Source organism: Sphingobacterium sp. KH_072, assembly GCF_057837975.1.
The window spans coordinates 3,436,260-3,452,314 of sequence record NZ_CM174457.1; the positions used below are offsets into that span (position 1 = coordinate 3,436,260).

The window sequence follows — 16,055 nt, forward strand, 5'->3', positions numbered from 1 at the left end:
TATGTGGAAGAACTACCTGAAAATCATGTACCGAAACCTTTGGAGGTACAAAGCCTATTCGTTGCTCAACATTTTGGGGCTTTCGATCGGCTTGGCTTCCACCTTTTTGATTTTTTTGTGGGTACATCACGAACGTAGCTATGATCAGTTTCACGATAAATCGGCACAAACCTACCGCTTGATTAGTAGCGTCTCGAAGGATTGGGTAGCAGCAGTTACACCACCGCCTATCGGACAAGAAATGGCGAGTAAAATCCCAGCAATTAAAGACTACCTGCGTCTTACCCATCGGGTGGATCATTTATTTGAGAATGAAGGAAAAAAGATGCAGGAAAAAGAGGGCTTTTATGCTGATTCCAACTTCCTATCCTTCTTCTCTTTTACCGTCTTGAAAGGCGATCCGGCTACCGCATTGCAAAATCCGGACGCCATCTTGCTCACGGAAAAGATGGCTAATAAATACTTCGGTAGCACGGATGTCGTGGGTAAAACCCTGACGAGAGATAATAAATTCCCCGTCACGGTATCGGCAGTGTTAGCCGACATCCCAAGTAATTCGCATCTCCAATTTGATTATATTCTGCCGATTTCCGCGATAAAAGAGAATGATTGGAAATTCCCGAGTCAAAATTGGGGGAACTTTATTTATTATACGTATTTTCAGCTAGACGAACGGCTTACGCCTACGGCGGATGCTTTATCTAATCTGACAGGAAAAATAATGCGTCAATATAAAACGCATGTAGATGGCGTCATTGCTAAGACCCACTTCACGCTCCAGCCTTTATCAGATATTCACTTGCATTCGCAAAACTATCAGGTAGATGTAGCTGTACACGGGCATTATCAGTATGTAAATACATTATCCCTAGTAGGCTTATTTATTCTAATTGTTGCCTGCATCAATTTCATGAACCTGTCCACCGCCCGTTCCGCACGTCGCGCTCGAGAAGTAGGTTTGCGAAAAGTCGTTGGCGCAGATCGCAGACAGTTGATCAGCCAATTTTTAGGTGAATCATTATTCATTACAGCCCTTTCTGTGCTCATCGCTCTAGCGTTGGTAATACTCGTATTGCCTGCGTTTAACCTGCTGATTGGGAAAGCCATATCTATCTCTCTTTTGAGTGCAGAAATGGGTGCTTATTTATTGGCCATGGTGGTTTTTACCGGACTTTTTGCTGGCAGCTATCCCGCAATTTACCTATCCAGTTTTAAGCCACTTTTGGTATTGAAAGGAATTCTGACCTCACAACGCAGCGGTCACCGGCTGTTTCGTAATGGTTTGGTAGTCGTACAGTTTGTCGTGTCTATTTTTTTACTGGTAGGTACGATCGTAATTTACAGACAATTGGAATTTATCAAAAACCGCGACAACGGATTTGACCAGTCGAACCTCCTCTTTGTGAACATGTCTGGCGATATTTGGGGCAAACAAGAAACTTGGAAGAATGCATTAGCCGAAAATCCACTAACCAGCAATTTCACCATCACCGACGCATTGCCGTCTAACCTAGGTAGTGGCACTATAGATTATTGGTATGAAGAGAAAGATCCTAACTCTGAATTGATCGTACCAATGATGGATGTCGACCAAGATTTTGTTGCCGTTTTTGGCATAGAGCTGTTGGCCGGACGGACTTTCTCTAAACTATTTACGGACTCTACCAGCTATATGATCAATGAAAGCATGGCTGCTGTCATGGGGCTCTCGCCCGAAGAGGCTATTGGAAAGCCGTTTGCTGTGTGGAGTAAAAAAGGGACTATCGTAGGCGTTGTGAAAGACTTTAACTTTAAGCCAGTCAGTCAATCCATTGGCCCGCTCATGATGCAATACAATCAATGGGGCGGAATGGCGGTAATACGTACACAGGCCGGAAAACTCGAAGCGACATTAGCAGCGGTAGAAGCCCTCAACACAAAGCTAAATCCAGATTATCCTTTTAACTATGGTTTCTTCGACGAAGAACTTGATAGACTATATGAAAGCGAGCAGCGCTTGAGCAAGCTGTTTGCCTTGTTTGCGGGCTTGGGCATCTTTATTTCTTGCCTAGGATTGTATGGATTATCTGCATTTATGGCGGAGCAGCGCTTTAAAGAAATTGGTATCCGCAAAGTATTAGGCTCTTCTACGTTCGGAATCGTGACGCTATTAACCAAAAGTTTTATCGGATTGTTGATATTGGCTATCCTTGTGGCCATTCCAATATCTTGGTATGGCGCCGTAAAATGGCTGAATGGTTTCGCTTACCGGATCGATATGAGCGTCTGGATTGCAACTCTAGCTTCGGCTAACGCGCTGATGATCGCGCTGCTTACCATTGGTTACGAATCGCTCAAAGCCGCTCTGATGAACCCAACGCGCAGCCTTCGGGATGATTAGAAAATTACCCGATCTTTTCATAACTTCTTGCTAACGCATACTTTTTAATAACAAAAAATGCGACAAGAATACAATAGGCACAATTAGACAAGGCAACAATACATAAGGAAAATAGAGCAATGCTGTATTCGGTTGGTCAAACGCAAATTGCTGAATCGGGATAGGTGATGATAATACAGCAACGATTACTATAGTCGTTAAAGATAGAATGCCAACTACAGACCAAATGCGAAGTACCCTAATTATTTTCGAAAAGCCTAAAAATAGTGACAGCACAAACAAAAGAAGTGCAGAACACCCAATAAATAGATCAAAATTCCAACCATCGTAAGTCATCAACACAGGTACACGGCCTGCTAAGTAAAGTTGATAAAGCATGAGCTCTACCGGAATTCTCACGATATGGATCGCTAATAAAATGGACTGATTAACCGGTTTTAGTTTCAACCTTTTATAAACAAACAGCCCAATTAATAAGGTTACAATTAGAACGATCGCAAATAAAAATGGGAAAGCAGCAAAAATAGATTTGCTAGCTACGAATGAAACCACACTTGCCCAAGCCACCATTATAGCCCCTTCTTTGATCGATTGAGTTACATAAGTAAATAGCAAGACAGTAACAAGGCTTAGCAATAGAAATATAAAATCCATAATCTTGTTTTTAGGGTAGTTAAAAATAAAGATTTAAAATTAGGTATCGCTTGTCTTACAGCCAGAATTTTCGATTAGACCTTCATGACCAGAAGATACGGCCCGGCGATCTAAAATAAATATATAACCACTTTCCAAAGGCTTTGGGCTAGCAAATGATTTTAAACCCCAATCGTATTTGCTATCCCAATTGTTACCTTTATTCCGAAGAGGAGCATCCAAGCAATCCAAAAAAAAGCGTTATATTAGAAGGTAATTACCTATACGATATAAACGCTAAATCGAAAAAGCATGAATAAATTAAGTTCTCTACTAGCCGCCGCTTTGCTAAGTTGTAGCTCACTTGCTCTTGCACAACAAAATCCCGTTTTCCCAGGAAATTATGCCGATCCTGAAGGGATTGTTTACAATAATACGTACTGGATTTTCCCAACCTATTCCGCGCCTTATGAGGAACAGATATTCCTTGATGCTTTCTCCTCTAAGGATTTGGTTAACTGGGAAAAACACCCTCGTGTTTTAGACAATACCGAAGTGAAATGGGCAAATAAGGCCATGTGGGCACCTGCTGTGTTAGAGAAAGATGGTAAATACTATATCTTCTTTGGCGCCAATGATGTTCATCCAGGCGAAGTTGGTGGTATCGGCGTCGCTGTTGCAGACAAACCCGAAGGACCTTACAAGGATCTGATTGGCAAACCATTGATTCAAGAAAATGTAAATGGCGCACAACCGATAGATCAATTCGTATTTAAGGATAAAGATGGCACCTATTACATGTACTATGGTGGTTGGAAACACTGTAACATGGTGAAGTTAAAACCAGATTTCACTGGAATATTGCCTTTCGAGGATGGCACGTATTACAAAGAAGTCACACCAGAGAATTACGTAGAAGGGCCATTTATGTTTATTAAAGATGGCAAATACTACTTCATGTGGTCGGAAGGTGGTTGGACAGGTCCAGATTATAAAGTAGCCTATGCGATTGCTGATTCGCCTTTCGGCCCATTCAAACGTGTAAATACCATTCTAGAACAAGATCCTGAAGTTGCGACGGGTGCGGGGCATCATTCGGTTATTAAAGTACCCAACGAAGAGAAATACTTTATCGTATATCACCGTCGTCCGTTAGGAAAAACCAGTGCGCACGATCGCGTTACCTGTATAGAAGAACTGCACTTCGACGAGCAAGGCCTGATCAAGCCAGTGAAGATGACCTTCGAAGGCGTAAGCCATCCTTTGATGTAATAGCCAACTAGTGCTTTTTGAGCTGTTCGGAACTGAACAAAAAACTGTTCAGTTCCGAACATTAACCAAAACAAAACCACAAAACACCAACTGACTAACAGCAAGTTATCACTCTGGCACATCCTTAGACAGAGGTTTGTAGAACAAAGCCATTGCATACATGATCGAACTAAAACATATTTTCAAGTGGTATAATGTCGGAGGTATCAAGACATTTGTACTCAAAGACATCAACCTACGTATAGAGCAGGGAGAATTCATCTCCATCATGGGACCTTCGGGCTCTGGAAAATCCACGCTGCTGCATCTATTAGGAAATTTGGACATCCCCGACGAGGGCATCTATCACTTCTTGGAAGAGGATGTATATGCGTTGAAAAGTCGTAAAAGAGCGGAGCTGTTTCAGTCACGTGTTGGTTTCGTTTTTCAATCTTACCATCTCATCGATGAGCTCACGGTATATGAAAACATAGAAACGCCTTTGATCTATAAAAACATCTCTGGCTCGGAGCGAAAAGCTATTGTCGGGGATATGCTCGACCGCTTTGGAATTGTTGGCAAGAAAGATTTATTTCCGAATCAACTATCCGGCGGACAACAGCAAATCGTGGGTATCGCTCGAGCACTGGCCGGATCTCCAAAATTGATCTTAGCCGATGAACCAACGGGAAACCTCAATTCTCAGCAAGGTGAAGATGTGATGAAGTTATTCAAGAAATTGAATGAGGAGGGCGTTACAATTATTCAGGTGACGCATTCAGAAAAAAACGCAGAATACGGCAACCGCATCATTAACTTATTAGACGGACAGCTCAAAAAAGATTAGCATCATCTGATTTGTGGAAAATGAACCGCATAAAAAAGCGCTATGAAGATGGAACTTCATAGCGCTTTTTTCATGTTTGTATCGATTAATATGACTAAAAACCAGCTATTCTAAAATTGCTGATGAAAGCTTTGGCATTATCACGGAATTGATCGGTAGATAGGAAGAAGTGTTTCGGCGCCTGCTCATCCACCATAGTGGCGTCCAGCACCTTTTGATTATCTACAAACAATTGCATCCGATCACCGTCAACAGCGATCGCGATATGCATCACTGCATTTGCATAATTGCTTAAGGGAAATGGTAATCTACTGCTATTAGTTCCGGCATCCGTCGTAATCGTTTCGTAGTAATACTTCAAACTACTATAAACGCTAATCTCTTTCCCAACGCCATAGATATAGTTTTTCGTACTGTTGTTTTTGGAAAAACCAAAATCGATATCGCGTAAATCCTTTGCCTGACTTGTCCGCGTAAGCAAGTCAAACTCCAACGTAAATTTCTTCGGTAAGTGTAGTAACGTATCGAGTTGATACGACGCCCTTGCGGCGAGCTGTAGCCATTTCCCCGAAGCACCATTGATCTCTACAACAGAACCTGTACTATTCGTTTGCCAATATCTCGGCATACTCCCAGTCGCATCGTTTTGAAGATCGTCTGCAAAAATAAGCTGTGTTCCTCTTGTAAAAGGCGTACTATTAGTAATGATATCGATATTACCTGAGGTGGAAACACTTCCATTTGGAGCAGTTGTAGTGGTCTTCGTGTCCTTCTTATCCAGCATATCTCCAACCGCCTTTTCGGCTTTATCTTCGAGTTTTCGCTGCACTTTCTTTAAAATCTGAGCATGACTGCCTAATGCCATCGCAATTAGACAAAATAATGTAAAGATCTTTTTCATGTATCTATTTTTTATAGGTTAGAGAAGAATAGAATTCCTCCGGAGTAGTTTGAAAACCCTAAGATAAGGCTAATAAGCAACAATATTCTCCCTGAAAACCAGTATTTTTACCAACAACGACAAAAAAGTGGTATGAAATAATATCTCATACCACTATTGTGTGTAACTAAAAAGGTAGTGTAATTTTAAGCTTTCTTATTTGGCTTAGCGCCCATTTTGAATTGCAGCTTACCACCATTTACGATGTCTTCATGCTTTAAAATATAGCCTTTCAGCGGTTTGCCATTCAAGCGTACTTCTTGCACATATACATTCTTATCATTTTGATTGATTGCTTCTACTTCGAAGGTCTTTCCATTCTCCAGTCGAACAGATGCGGACTGCACTAACGGACTGCCTAACCAGTAATCTGTGGAACCCGGCGCTACTGGATAGAAACCTAAGCTAGAAAACAAATACCAAGCGCTCATCTGCCCGCAATCATCATTTCCACCAAGACCATCTGCACCATTATGGTACTGATCTTTCAAAATCTTGCGAATCCATTCTTGTGATTTCCAACCTTCGCCAACCAACTGATAAAGGTAAACGACGTGATGTGCCGGCTCATTCCCATGCACGTAATTGCCAATAATTCCCTCGCGAGTAATATCCTCGGTGTGTTCGAAGAATTTGTCGGGAAGGTGCATCGTGAACAAGGAATCCAAGTAAGTTGACAACTTCTTTTTGCCACCGATTAATTCCATTAATCCCGCTGGATTATGTGGCACATACAAGCTGTAATTCCACGTATTACCTTCTATAAAGCCTTGTCCGTGTGTTTCCAATACATCAAATTGCTCACGGAATTTGCCTTGCGCATCTTTCGGACGCATAAAGCCGATGGATGGGTCAAACATATTGCGCCAGTTCTCCGCGCGTTTCGCAAAATTCTGATAATCAGCATCCCTATTCAAGTGCTTGGCCAATTGCGCAATGCACCAATCGTCGTACGCATATTCCAAGGTGTTGGATACAGATGTCCCATTTTTCTCATCGGGTATATAACCCAAATCGATGTAATCTCCAATACCTTCATATCGACGGTAATTCGCCGTCGCAATACACGCGTCCAATGCCTTGTTCGCATCGCCTTTGTACACACCCTTGAGAATCGCATCTGCAATAACCGAAACGCTGTGATAGCCGCTCATACACCAATTATCATTACCGTAATGCGACCAGATCGGTAGCATCTTCAACGTGCTCTGATCGTAATGTGCCATCATCGAAGCCACCATATCGGCGTTGCGGGAAGGGTTAATCAGGTTCATATACGGGTGAAAAGCCCGGAAAGTATCCCACAAGGAGAAGGAAGAATAATTGGTAAAGCCATCTGCTTGGTGAATCTGATGATCCAAGCCACGGTATTGTCCATTCACATCCATATACTCCGTTGGCATCAGCGCAGCGTGGTACATCGCCGTGTAGAAATTGACATAATCAGCATGAGTAGGTAACTTCGCTTGAATACGACCTAATTCTTTCTCCCACAGATCTTGTCCTTCTCGCTTGGTGCGCTCAAAGTCCCAATGTGATACTTCTGCTTCCATATTCGCCAAGGCATTATCCATACTTACGGGAGAGATCGCCAATTTCACCTGAATTTCTTCATTGGCCGCCACATCAAAGTCGAAGTGCATCCGAATCTTAGTTCCAGCAATGTCAGGGAAGTTGTCCGTTTGGTCAAACTTGCGCCAGAAACCTTTGTACACTTGTTGCTTTTCGAAATCTTTGGTGCCATAATTTTTAAATGGTTTGGAGAACTTCATGGCAAAATGAACGACGCGCGTTCTTGCCCAACCGTGCGTTTGGCGATATCCAACAATGGTGTGATCGTCTAGCACACGTGCTACCGTCCATACATTTTTATCATCATAGTTATAGATGCCATGCATCAAATCGAAAACAATGTGGCTCTCCCCTGCCTGGCTAAAAGTATATTTATGGTGACCAACACGCGCACTGGTCGTTAGCTCGGCCGTGATATCATGTGCATCGAGCTTCACCTTATAGTAGTTGGCCGCGGCACTTTCATTATCATGGCTGTACGCCGATCGATAACCACTGCCTGGTTTGTCTGCTGTACCAGGATTTAGTTTTAGTTCGCCGCTTGTCGGCATCAGCAAAAAATCACCTAAATCAGAGTGACCTGTACCGCTGAAGTGCGTATGACTAAAGCCCACAATCGTTGGATCACTGTACTGATAGCCTGCACAGTATTTGTACACATCGCCGTTGTATTTGCCATTCATGGCGTACGGTATGGTATCTGTATCTGGACTGAGCTGTACCGATCCAAATGGCACAGTCGGTCCCGGATAGGTATGTCCCATTTTGGCCGTACCGATCATCGGATCTACATAATCCACCAATCTTTTGTCTTGCGCTTGTGCCGCAACAGCGATATGTAGCAAACTCACTACACCAAAAGTGCGCAGGCATTCCTGCCAGCGCACTTTATTAGCTAAACCTACGTTTATCATTATTTATATTTTCCTTCCATTTCTAAACTCAACGAATACGGGAAATCTTTTGCAGATGTTCCGCGTTGTGTATTAGGTTGTGCTCCCATCGAAAAGTCAATCTTTGTACCCTTCTGCAGTTGTTCGTGCGTAATAAAGTTCTTTGCATGTGCTTTACCATCCACATTCAATTGCTGTACATAGCGATTCTCCGCGCTGTTATTACCGGCTTGGATCGATACGGTTTTGCCATTGGCCAACGTGATCTCTGCTTTATCAAACAATGGTGACCCGAAGATATATTCATTCGTAGCTGGACAAACAGGATAGAATCCTAATGCCGAGAATACATACCATGCCGAAGTTTGTCCATTATCCTCATCACCACAATATCCATCCGGATAAGGCGTGTACATACGATCCATCGTTTCACGTGCCCAATATTGTGTTTTCCAAGGCTCGCCTGCATAGTTATACAGGTAAATCATGTGTTGAATCGGCTGATTACCGTGCGCATATTGCCCCATATTGGCCACTTGCATTTCGCGAATCTCGTGAATCACGCCGCCATAATAACTTTCATCATAAACCGGAGGTAAAGAGAATACGGAGTCTAATTTGGTGGTGAAGGATTGATGGCCACCCATCAAACGCGCCAAGCCCTCTATATCATGGAATACTGACCAAGTGTAGTGCCAGCTATTCCCTTCGGTAAATGCATCTCCCCAGGTGAATGGGTTGAACGGCGATTGGAAAGAACCATCTTTATTTTTACCGCGCATCAATCCAGTTGCTGGATCAAATAGGTGCTTGTAGTTCATACTACGTGTACGGTACAATTCGATATCTTTCTGCGGTTTTTTCAATGCTTTTGCCAATTGATAAATCGCAAAATCATCGTAAGCGTACTCTAAAGTTCTGGCCGCATTCTCATTGATTCCTACATCGTACGGCACATAACCGAGTTCCAAATAGTAAGGAGCGCCTGCGCGACCTACTGCCGTCATTGGTCCTTCATTGTTCGCGCCATTTAGCAAGGCTTCGTACAAGGTTTCAATATCATAACCGCGCAATCCTTTGATATGTGCATCAGATACCACAGAGGCCGAGTTGTTGCCCACCATGATGTTGGCATAACCTGGGCTGCTCCACTCTGGCAACCAACCGCCTTCTTTGTAAGCGTTGGCCAATCCTTCTTGCATTTCCATATTAATCTCTGGATAGACCAGATTCAAGAATGGATATAGCGCACGGAACGTATCCCAAAAACCAGTACCAGCAAACATACGACCTGGAAGGATCTTGCCATTATATGGGCTCCAATGCACCGGTTCGTTGTTCGCATCGATTTCATACAGTTTATTAGGGAACAAGACCGTTCTGTACAAACAAGAATAAAATGTTTTCAACTGATCGTGCGTACCACCGCCCACTTTTACGCGGCTCAAGGTCTGATGCCAAGCTTCTTTAGCTTCGTCATGCACGTTCGCAAACGATTTAGCACCGACTTCGCGAGAAAGATTTAATTCTGCTTGTTCGTAGCTAATGAAAGAAGATGCTACGCGCATATTGACCTGCTCGCCACGTTTGGTTTTGAAGCCAACGATCGCGCCAGTATGGTTTCCAGCGGCTGCTTTTTCACTTGCTGATTGGTATACGCTATCTTTCCAAATTTTGGTGAACGTAACGTCTTTGTCAAAATAGATGACAAAGTAGTTTTTAAAGTTCTCGTATTTACCCCGACTGTAGCGGCTAGAGTAACCTACAATTTTATTTTCTTCTGGAATGAATTTTACTTCAGATCCTTTGTCGAATGCATCAATAGCCACAAATGAACTATCGCTTTCTGGAAAAGTAAAGCGGAATACAGCTGCACGCTCCGTTGGTGTGATCTCTGTCGTCACATCTGCATCTGCCAAATACACACTGTAATAGTATGGCTTAGCTGTTTCAGATTTGTGCGAAAACCAACTTGCCCGTTTATCCTGATCAATTTCAGGTGTACCACTTCCCGGCATGATAGAGAATTGACCGTAATCATTCATCCACGGAGACGGTTGGTGCGTTTGTTTGAATCCGCGAAGCTTGTCCGCTGCATAGGTATACATCCAGCCATCGCCCATTTTTCCAGTTTGTGGACTCCAGAAATTCATCCCCCATGGCACAGCGATCGCAGGATATGTATTTCCATTAGACATAGATACTTTGGAGTCGGTTCCCATCAGGGTGTTTACCCATTCTTCAGGTCTTTCTACCTGGTCAATTTGTTGGGCAGAAAGTGCCCCTATCGAAAACAAAAAGGATAGGGAATAAATTAAATAACGTAGGTTCATAATTCGAATATACTAAAAAATGTTCTATGCTTTGTTGGCTGCTACGTACGCATCCCAAAGCGCATCCAGTTCCATTCCGGTTAAGTTAACCCAGGTTTCTGGTGTGTAAGTCTTCTCGCGCATCGCAGCATCTAATTGTTTTACAGCGCCTTTCTTTTTGTTCACTTCTATCCAATCCAAGAAGCGAGCAGATATACGATAGCTGTTGGTATAGTGATGGTCTTCTTTCAATTCGGGTAAAGACCAATTGCCGGCTTTATTATTTACACCATATTTATAGCGGACATAATCTGCAATCCCTTCAACCAACCACCCTGGTCCGCTACGCGGTGGATAGGCTTGTACAATATGCATTACTTCGTGCGTGACTACGTCGATATCTTCGGGCATTTTTTCCATCCAAGCTTGCGCGATGACGATTTTGCCATTATGGGCGTAAGCCACACCATCGTAAGCTGTATCGATGGTGATGTACACTTCTTTTAGCGAGTTTTTATTAAAGTCTTTTACCAGCTTAGGATAATTGGTGAAAAACACATCTATTAAACGCTTTTGTTGTGCAGCATCAAAGTCTGGATTCTGTGCTTGAAAATGCAACGTATATCCCTTTTTTGTAATAGTTTGCGGTTGTTGCGCGAGTAGAGCAATAGGCAAAAATAGCGCAAGCAGCATTCCAACGGTATGGTTGCGCAGCGCAGATTGATGAGTGAAATAATTTAACATGGGTTTAGATGTAGGTGTCTGATAAGACATCGGTATTCGCGATATCTAAAATAAAAGTAGTTGGATTTGCGCTATTGCACTGTTAATAAAACCCCAACAAATTGTTAACAAAAATTAAACACGTCGTCTTTAGTCGTTGATTTCATGTATATTCAACTTCTTTAGTTATATATTTTCCCGTTATAATCGTGACGCGCCACCATGAAACTCACTTCTATTTCTCTGGTTTATAAGATTGCGGCTGTATTCAGTTTTATTACATTGATCAGCCTACTTGTTTACTTGACTTACAACACCTTCATCCTGAATGATCAACAATATCAAAATACGGAAAAGTTATTGATCAAAGAGTTTTATTACAATGCGATCCGTAATGACAAATTGTACCCGGGTGGGCAGAAAGTTTTCGATGCAAACATCAACCCCAAACTAGCATTGTTGGATAGTTTGGACAAACACAATAAGCAACAACTGAATGACACAGTGCGTTTACTCTTAACAAAATTGGATCGCGAGCTTAAGGCAAACAATACCATGGATAGTGTCTTCGGGCAAATAAAAACTAATTTTCAACGTGGAGACGACTGGGAATACGCCTTATTGTTAAATCGCGTGCGTATTAATCTCACGAGCGATCGGAGAGTAGACATCTATACCCCAGAATCTATCGCCGCAGGCGATCAAAAGACCGTCGCAGCTATGAGAGGCTTGAGAATAGGAGGCAAACTGGAACAGCTACGTAAGCAAAATTTGGTCTCCGAGCTCAATGTGAGTAGTACCGAAGATTTCAGTTATCAGGTTTCATTTTCGATTTTTGCCGACCGAAAACACCGGACTATTGCGCTACTCAAACTGATTGCACCCGTATTTCTGTTAGGGATTTTTGCTATCGTAACCATTATTATTATCTATCTAGCAACGTATAGAAACTGGATAAGACAAAAGCGTTTAGCAGATATGAAGTCGGATTTTGTGAACAGCATTACACACGAATTCAACACGCCAATAGCGACGATACAGGTAGCCAATAAGACACTGAAATCCCAACAACTTGTACAAGAGAACAAACCACTCGAAGCATTGACCGACGTGATCCAGCGGCAGTCCAGTCGCTTGCAACGCCTATTTGCGCAGGTATTAGACATCACCGCGATGAGTGGCTACGCACTGACGAAAGAATCAGGAAGTATAGCCCAACTCCTACAAGAAATGGTCAATGATTACCGACTCAAAACGAGTGAAAGCAACGTGCAGATCGTTTTTATTAATGTAGACGATCAGCAAGCTCATGTTAGCATGAATCCATTTTTCGTTACAACAATGATTTCTAACTTGATGGATAATGCCGTGAAACATAACCATAAAACCGAAAAATCGATCAAAGTAGAGCTTAGCGAGAATGGAAATAACTGGCGCATACGCCTATCAGATAATGGAGAAGGCATCGCCGATAAGGAGCTAAAGCTTGTGTTTCAAAAATTTTACCGTTCGGCTTCCAATATGCAAAGTAGTCTTGGACTTGGCTTGTATTATGTAAGACAATGTGTTATCGCGCACGGATGGACCATTGAGGTAGAAAGTATCCTCGAAGTCGGCAGCACATTTATCATCGATATCCCTAAAAATTCGTAATATAGGGCCATGAAAACACGCATTTTGTATGTGGAAGATGAGTCAGATCTGGGAAATGTGACCAAGCAGTACTTAGAGATGATGGGATTCGACGTATACTGGGCACTGGATGGCACCTCTGCATTAAAAGCGTATGGACAAGAGCAGTACGACATTAGTATTATTGATATACAACTGCCCGATACCGATGGATTCACCTTAGCGAAACAAATTGGGCAGATAAATGAACAGGCTCACTTTCTTTTTCTTACCGCCAGAAACATGAAAGAAGATAAAATTCAAGGGCTGCAGCTAGGTGCATTCGATTACATGACCAAACCGTTTGATGTAGATGAATTGGTATTGCGTATTCGCAATTTCATAAACAGACAAATGCGCTATACTAATTCTTCATCTGCCCACAAGATGAATGAAATTTACATCGATGATGTAAAATTGGACTTAAAATTGCTATCAATATCTATAGGAGAAAGTTTTACGACTACACTGACCCTGCGCGAGCTAGAATTGCTAACGTTCTTACACAAGCAACGTAACCAAATAGTAAAACGGGAAGAGATTCTTTTACACATCTGGGGCGACAATGATTATTTTCTCGGTCGCAGTTTAGATGTTTTTATCTCTAGACTAAGGAAAGTGTTATCAAAATCAAGTAGCGTCAGGATTGAAAATGTATATGGCGTCGGTTTTAAACTGGTATCTCCTAGATAATCTAAATAGCAAAGCGTATGACCAACAATGAATTCACCGCATTAGTGTCCTTGTTGGACGATCCAGATTATGACATCTTTCAGCACATCGAACACAAAATTATTACTTGTGGTCCTGATGTAATTCCTACGCTTGAGCAGACCTGGGAAGAATCCTTTGACCCGCTCGCACAATCGCGGATCGAAAATATTATCCACAAAATTCAGTTTGACGAAGTCAAAAATGAATTGCAAATCTGGCAATTGAATAATGCGGATGATTTGTTGGATGGGTTAATGATTATCAATCGGTATCAATACCCGAATATGAATGAGGATCAGGTCTATTATCAATTAGCAGAGCTACGTAGCGCCGCTTGGACAGGCATGATGTACGATATGAGTCCGGTGGAGAAAGTAAGGTTGTTGAATAACATTATATTCCGTGAATTCGGTCTTTCTGGCAATACGAGCAATTACCACGATCCGCAAAACTCCTTTATCAATCAAGTTTTAGAAACAAAGAAGGGTAATCCTATTTCACTGGCATGCATCTACGCTTTGGTAGCGCAGAAATTAGATTTACCCATTTACGGCATCAACTTACCAAAACATTTTGTGCTAGCTTATATGGACGAGTCCGAGCCAAGCAAAGCGTTGTTTTACATCAATGTCTTCAATCGCGGGCAGATTATGCAAGAAGAAGATATTCAGGCTTTCCTCAGACAACTCAACCTCCCTTTATCACGAGAATATACGCATCCTTGCGATAATCCATCCATTATCAAGCGGGTACTTCGTAACCTTATTTCAGCGTACGAACACGTGGATAATAGCACCAAAAGGAATGATATTGCCCTTCTGCTGGAACTGATGCAATAGTACTAAAAAAAACACTTCTTTAAGGCATGTTAATGGCGAATTCTAGCCGAAGCGCCATTGCCATTTGCGTTAGAATCTGCAGGAATCGTTCCGCGTGCATCAAGCGAAACGCCAACAGGCGTACGATTTGGAATCCGTAATACACCATTAGGTTGCACATTTCCTTCATCTGTAATTAAATACCGAAAAACAGCACCAGGTGTCGTTCCTCCTGTTGGTACAGCTTGCGAATCCGCTACATAAAAATAGCGCGCACCTTCTCTATTATCAATAGCTACACTAACCGGATTTACCAACGAAGTGGCTGATCCTGAAATTGTTCTACTTGGTGTGATACTGGTATTAGTGGTGTGATTAGAAAAGTTTTCGAAAAACAAAATTCGACTCCCACCTCCTTCAATAAATTGAGTGGCAATCATCAAATTCAACCGCGGCGAATAAGTCATCGACAAAAGATCAGTAACACCCGGCAAAGTTAATGTGAATTTTGGATTAATATTTGTTCGCAGTGAATCAGGTTGATTTACTAATTGATCTGGTAAATTTTCATAACCGAGTATCTCTGTATTTGCTCCCCCCATAGTCGAGATATATGTCATATTTTTAAGATTTTCTGGGCTCAAATTAATATCATAAACAAAAACAGATCGGATCGTTTTATCTGGAAAGGGCATTCTAAAAGTGGGTAAACTAGCACGATCTTTAGCCCTAACCCGACCATAAACGTATAAATCAGACTGCGTTGCTCCTGCATTTGCTAAAACCGAACCCGCCACAGATGGTGGAATGGTTGAAGCTGCAGGAGCAGAATTAGGCATAAACAATACATCTCTATTTGGATGATATGCCATACCGCGAATAGCCGTTAATAATTCAGAACTAGGTTGTCCTTGTCTCGCCAAAGCACCACGAAGTGTATCGATCCGATAGATTTGAATAGAATTATCAACAGCTGAAGCCGTACTTTGAGAAGATTGAAACAATAACTGAGCTTCTGGGCTATAAATAATGGCTTCTCCACCAAAAGCACCCGTCAGAAAAGAATTATTAAAAGAAGAGAAGGTCGTACCATCGGCTGGATCGACCAAGTAAACATTCTCAAACTGTGGAAGAGCTGTATTTGGTTGAAAATTAGAAGTCGATATATACAACCTACTAATTGGACGAGTTGGACGAATAGGTTCATCATCGTCACGCAGACAACCTGTCAACGTACTTAATATTAATCCCAAAATCATCAATCGACTCCAACTCACCATGTTTGCCATAATATTTAAACT

At 42.1% G+C, this 16,055-nt stretch carries 12 protein-coding genes; 6 read left to right on the forward strand and 6 right to left on the reverse strand.

All coding sequences use genetic code 11. The features are described 5' to 3' along the window. Position 1: 1 nt before the first annotated feature. Entirely contained in the window at positions 2-2,380 is a 2,379-nt protein-coding gene (locus tag AC3IRT_RS15295) for an ABC transporter permease (protein WP_489394073.1), read from the forward strand. A gap of 30 nt (positions 2,381-2,410) precedes the next feature. Here AC3IRT_RS15295 and AC3IRT_RS15300 read toward each other — a convergent pair whose 3' ends face one another. After that, complete coding sequence (locus AC3IRT_RS15300) at positions 2,411-3,034, reverse strand: hypothetical protein (protein WP_489394074.1); 624 nt, start codon at positions 3,032-3,034, stop codon at positions 2,411-2,413. A gap of 291 nt (positions 3,035-3,325) precedes the next feature. On the opposite strand from AC3IRT_RS15300, the gene AC3IRT_RS15305 reads away from it, so the two are divergent. Together AC3IRT_RS15305 and AC3IRT_RS15310 are read left to right on the forward strand one after the other, a co-directional pair. Next, positions 3,326-4,285, forward strand: coding sequence for a glycoside hydrolase family 43 protein (locus tag AC3IRT_RS15305; RefSeq protein ID WP_489394075.1), 960 nt, complete (start codon positions 3,326-3,328; stop codon positions 4,283-4,285). A gap of 160 nt (positions 4,286-4,445) precedes the next feature. Further along, positions 4,446-5,111 carry an ABC transporter ATP-binding protein gene (locus AC3IRT_RS15310; protein ID WP_489394076.1) on the forward strand — a complete coding sequence of 222 codons (666 nt, stop codon included), beginning with the start codon at positions 4,446-4,448 and terminating at the stop codon, positions 5,109-5,111. 94 nt (positions 5,112-5,205) lie between these two features. Here the strand turns inward: AC3IRT_RS15310 and AC3IRT_RS15315 are convergent, their stop codons facing one another. The 4 genes from AC3IRT_RS15315 to AC3IRT_RS15330 form a co-directional block, all read right to left on the reverse strand. Next, the gene (locus tag AC3IRT_RS15315; protein ID WP_489394077.1) at positions 5,206-6,012 is read right to left on the reverse strand and encodes a hypothetical protein; all 807 of its coding nucleotides are present in this window, start codon (positions 6,010-6,012) and stop codon (positions 5,206-5,208) included. Positions 6,013-6,197: 185 nt separating this feature from the next. Further along, positions 6,198-8,537, reverse strand: a complete 2,340-nt coding sequence (locus AC3IRT_RS15320; protein WP_489394078.1) for a GH92 family glycosyl hydrolase — start codon at positions 8,535-8,537, stop codon at positions 6,198-6,200. Beyond that, on the reverse strand, positions 8,537-10,849 hold the full coding sequence (locus AC3IRT_RS15325) for a GH92 family glycosyl hydrolase (protein WP_489394079.1): 2,313 nt from the start codon (positions 10,847-10,849) through the stop codon (positions 8,537-8,539). The genes AC3IRT_RS15320 and AC3IRT_RS15325 overlap by 1 nt, the downstream gene beginning before the upstream one ends. Before the next feature lie 24 nt (positions 10,850-10,873). After that, complete coding sequence (locus AC3IRT_RS15330; RefSeq protein ID WP_489394080.1) at positions 10,874-11,572, reverse strand: basic secretory protein-like protein; 699 nt, start codon at positions 11,570-11,572, stop codon at positions 10,874-10,876. Between the two features lie 201 nt (positions 11,573-11,773). Here AC3IRT_RS15330 and AC3IRT_RS15335 point away from each other — a divergent pair, with 201 nt between their 5' ends. Genes AC3IRT_RS15335 through AC3IRT_RS15345 form a run of 3 tightly spaced genes read left to right on the forward strand, consistent with a single transcriptional unit; the run spans position 11,774 to position 14,775 of the window. After that, positions 11,774-13,204: a sensor histidine kinase gene (locus tag AC3IRT_RS15335; RefSeq protein ID WP_489394081.1), complete on the forward strand. Its 1,431-nt coding sequence runs from the start codon at positions 11,774-11,776 to the stop codon at positions 13,202-13,204. A 9-nt stretch (positions 13,205-13,213) separates the two neighbouring features. Next, positions 13,214-13,915 carry a response regulator transcription factor gene (locus AC3IRT_RS15340; protein ID WP_489394082.1) on the forward strand — a complete coding sequence of 234 codons (702 nt, stop codon included), beginning with the start codon at positions 13,214-13,216 and terminating at the stop codon, positions 13,913-13,915. Between the two features lie 17 nt (positions 13,916-13,932). Continuing rightward, a complete protein-coding gene (locus AC3IRT_RS15345; protein WP_489394083.1) occupies positions 13,933-14,775 on the forward strand; it encodes a transglutaminase-like domain-containing protein in 843 nt (280 codons plus the stop codon). A gap of 29 nt (positions 14,776-14,804) precedes the next feature. Here the strand turns inward: AC3IRT_RS15345 and AC3IRT_RS15350 are convergent, their stop codons facing one another. After that, positions 14,805-16,043: a hypothetical protein gene (locus AC3IRT_RS15350; protein WP_489394084.1), complete on the reverse strand. Its 1,239-nt coding sequence runs from the start codon at positions 16,041-16,043 to the stop codon at positions 14,805-14,807. Between the last annotated feature and the right edge of the window lie 12 nt (positions 16,044-16,055).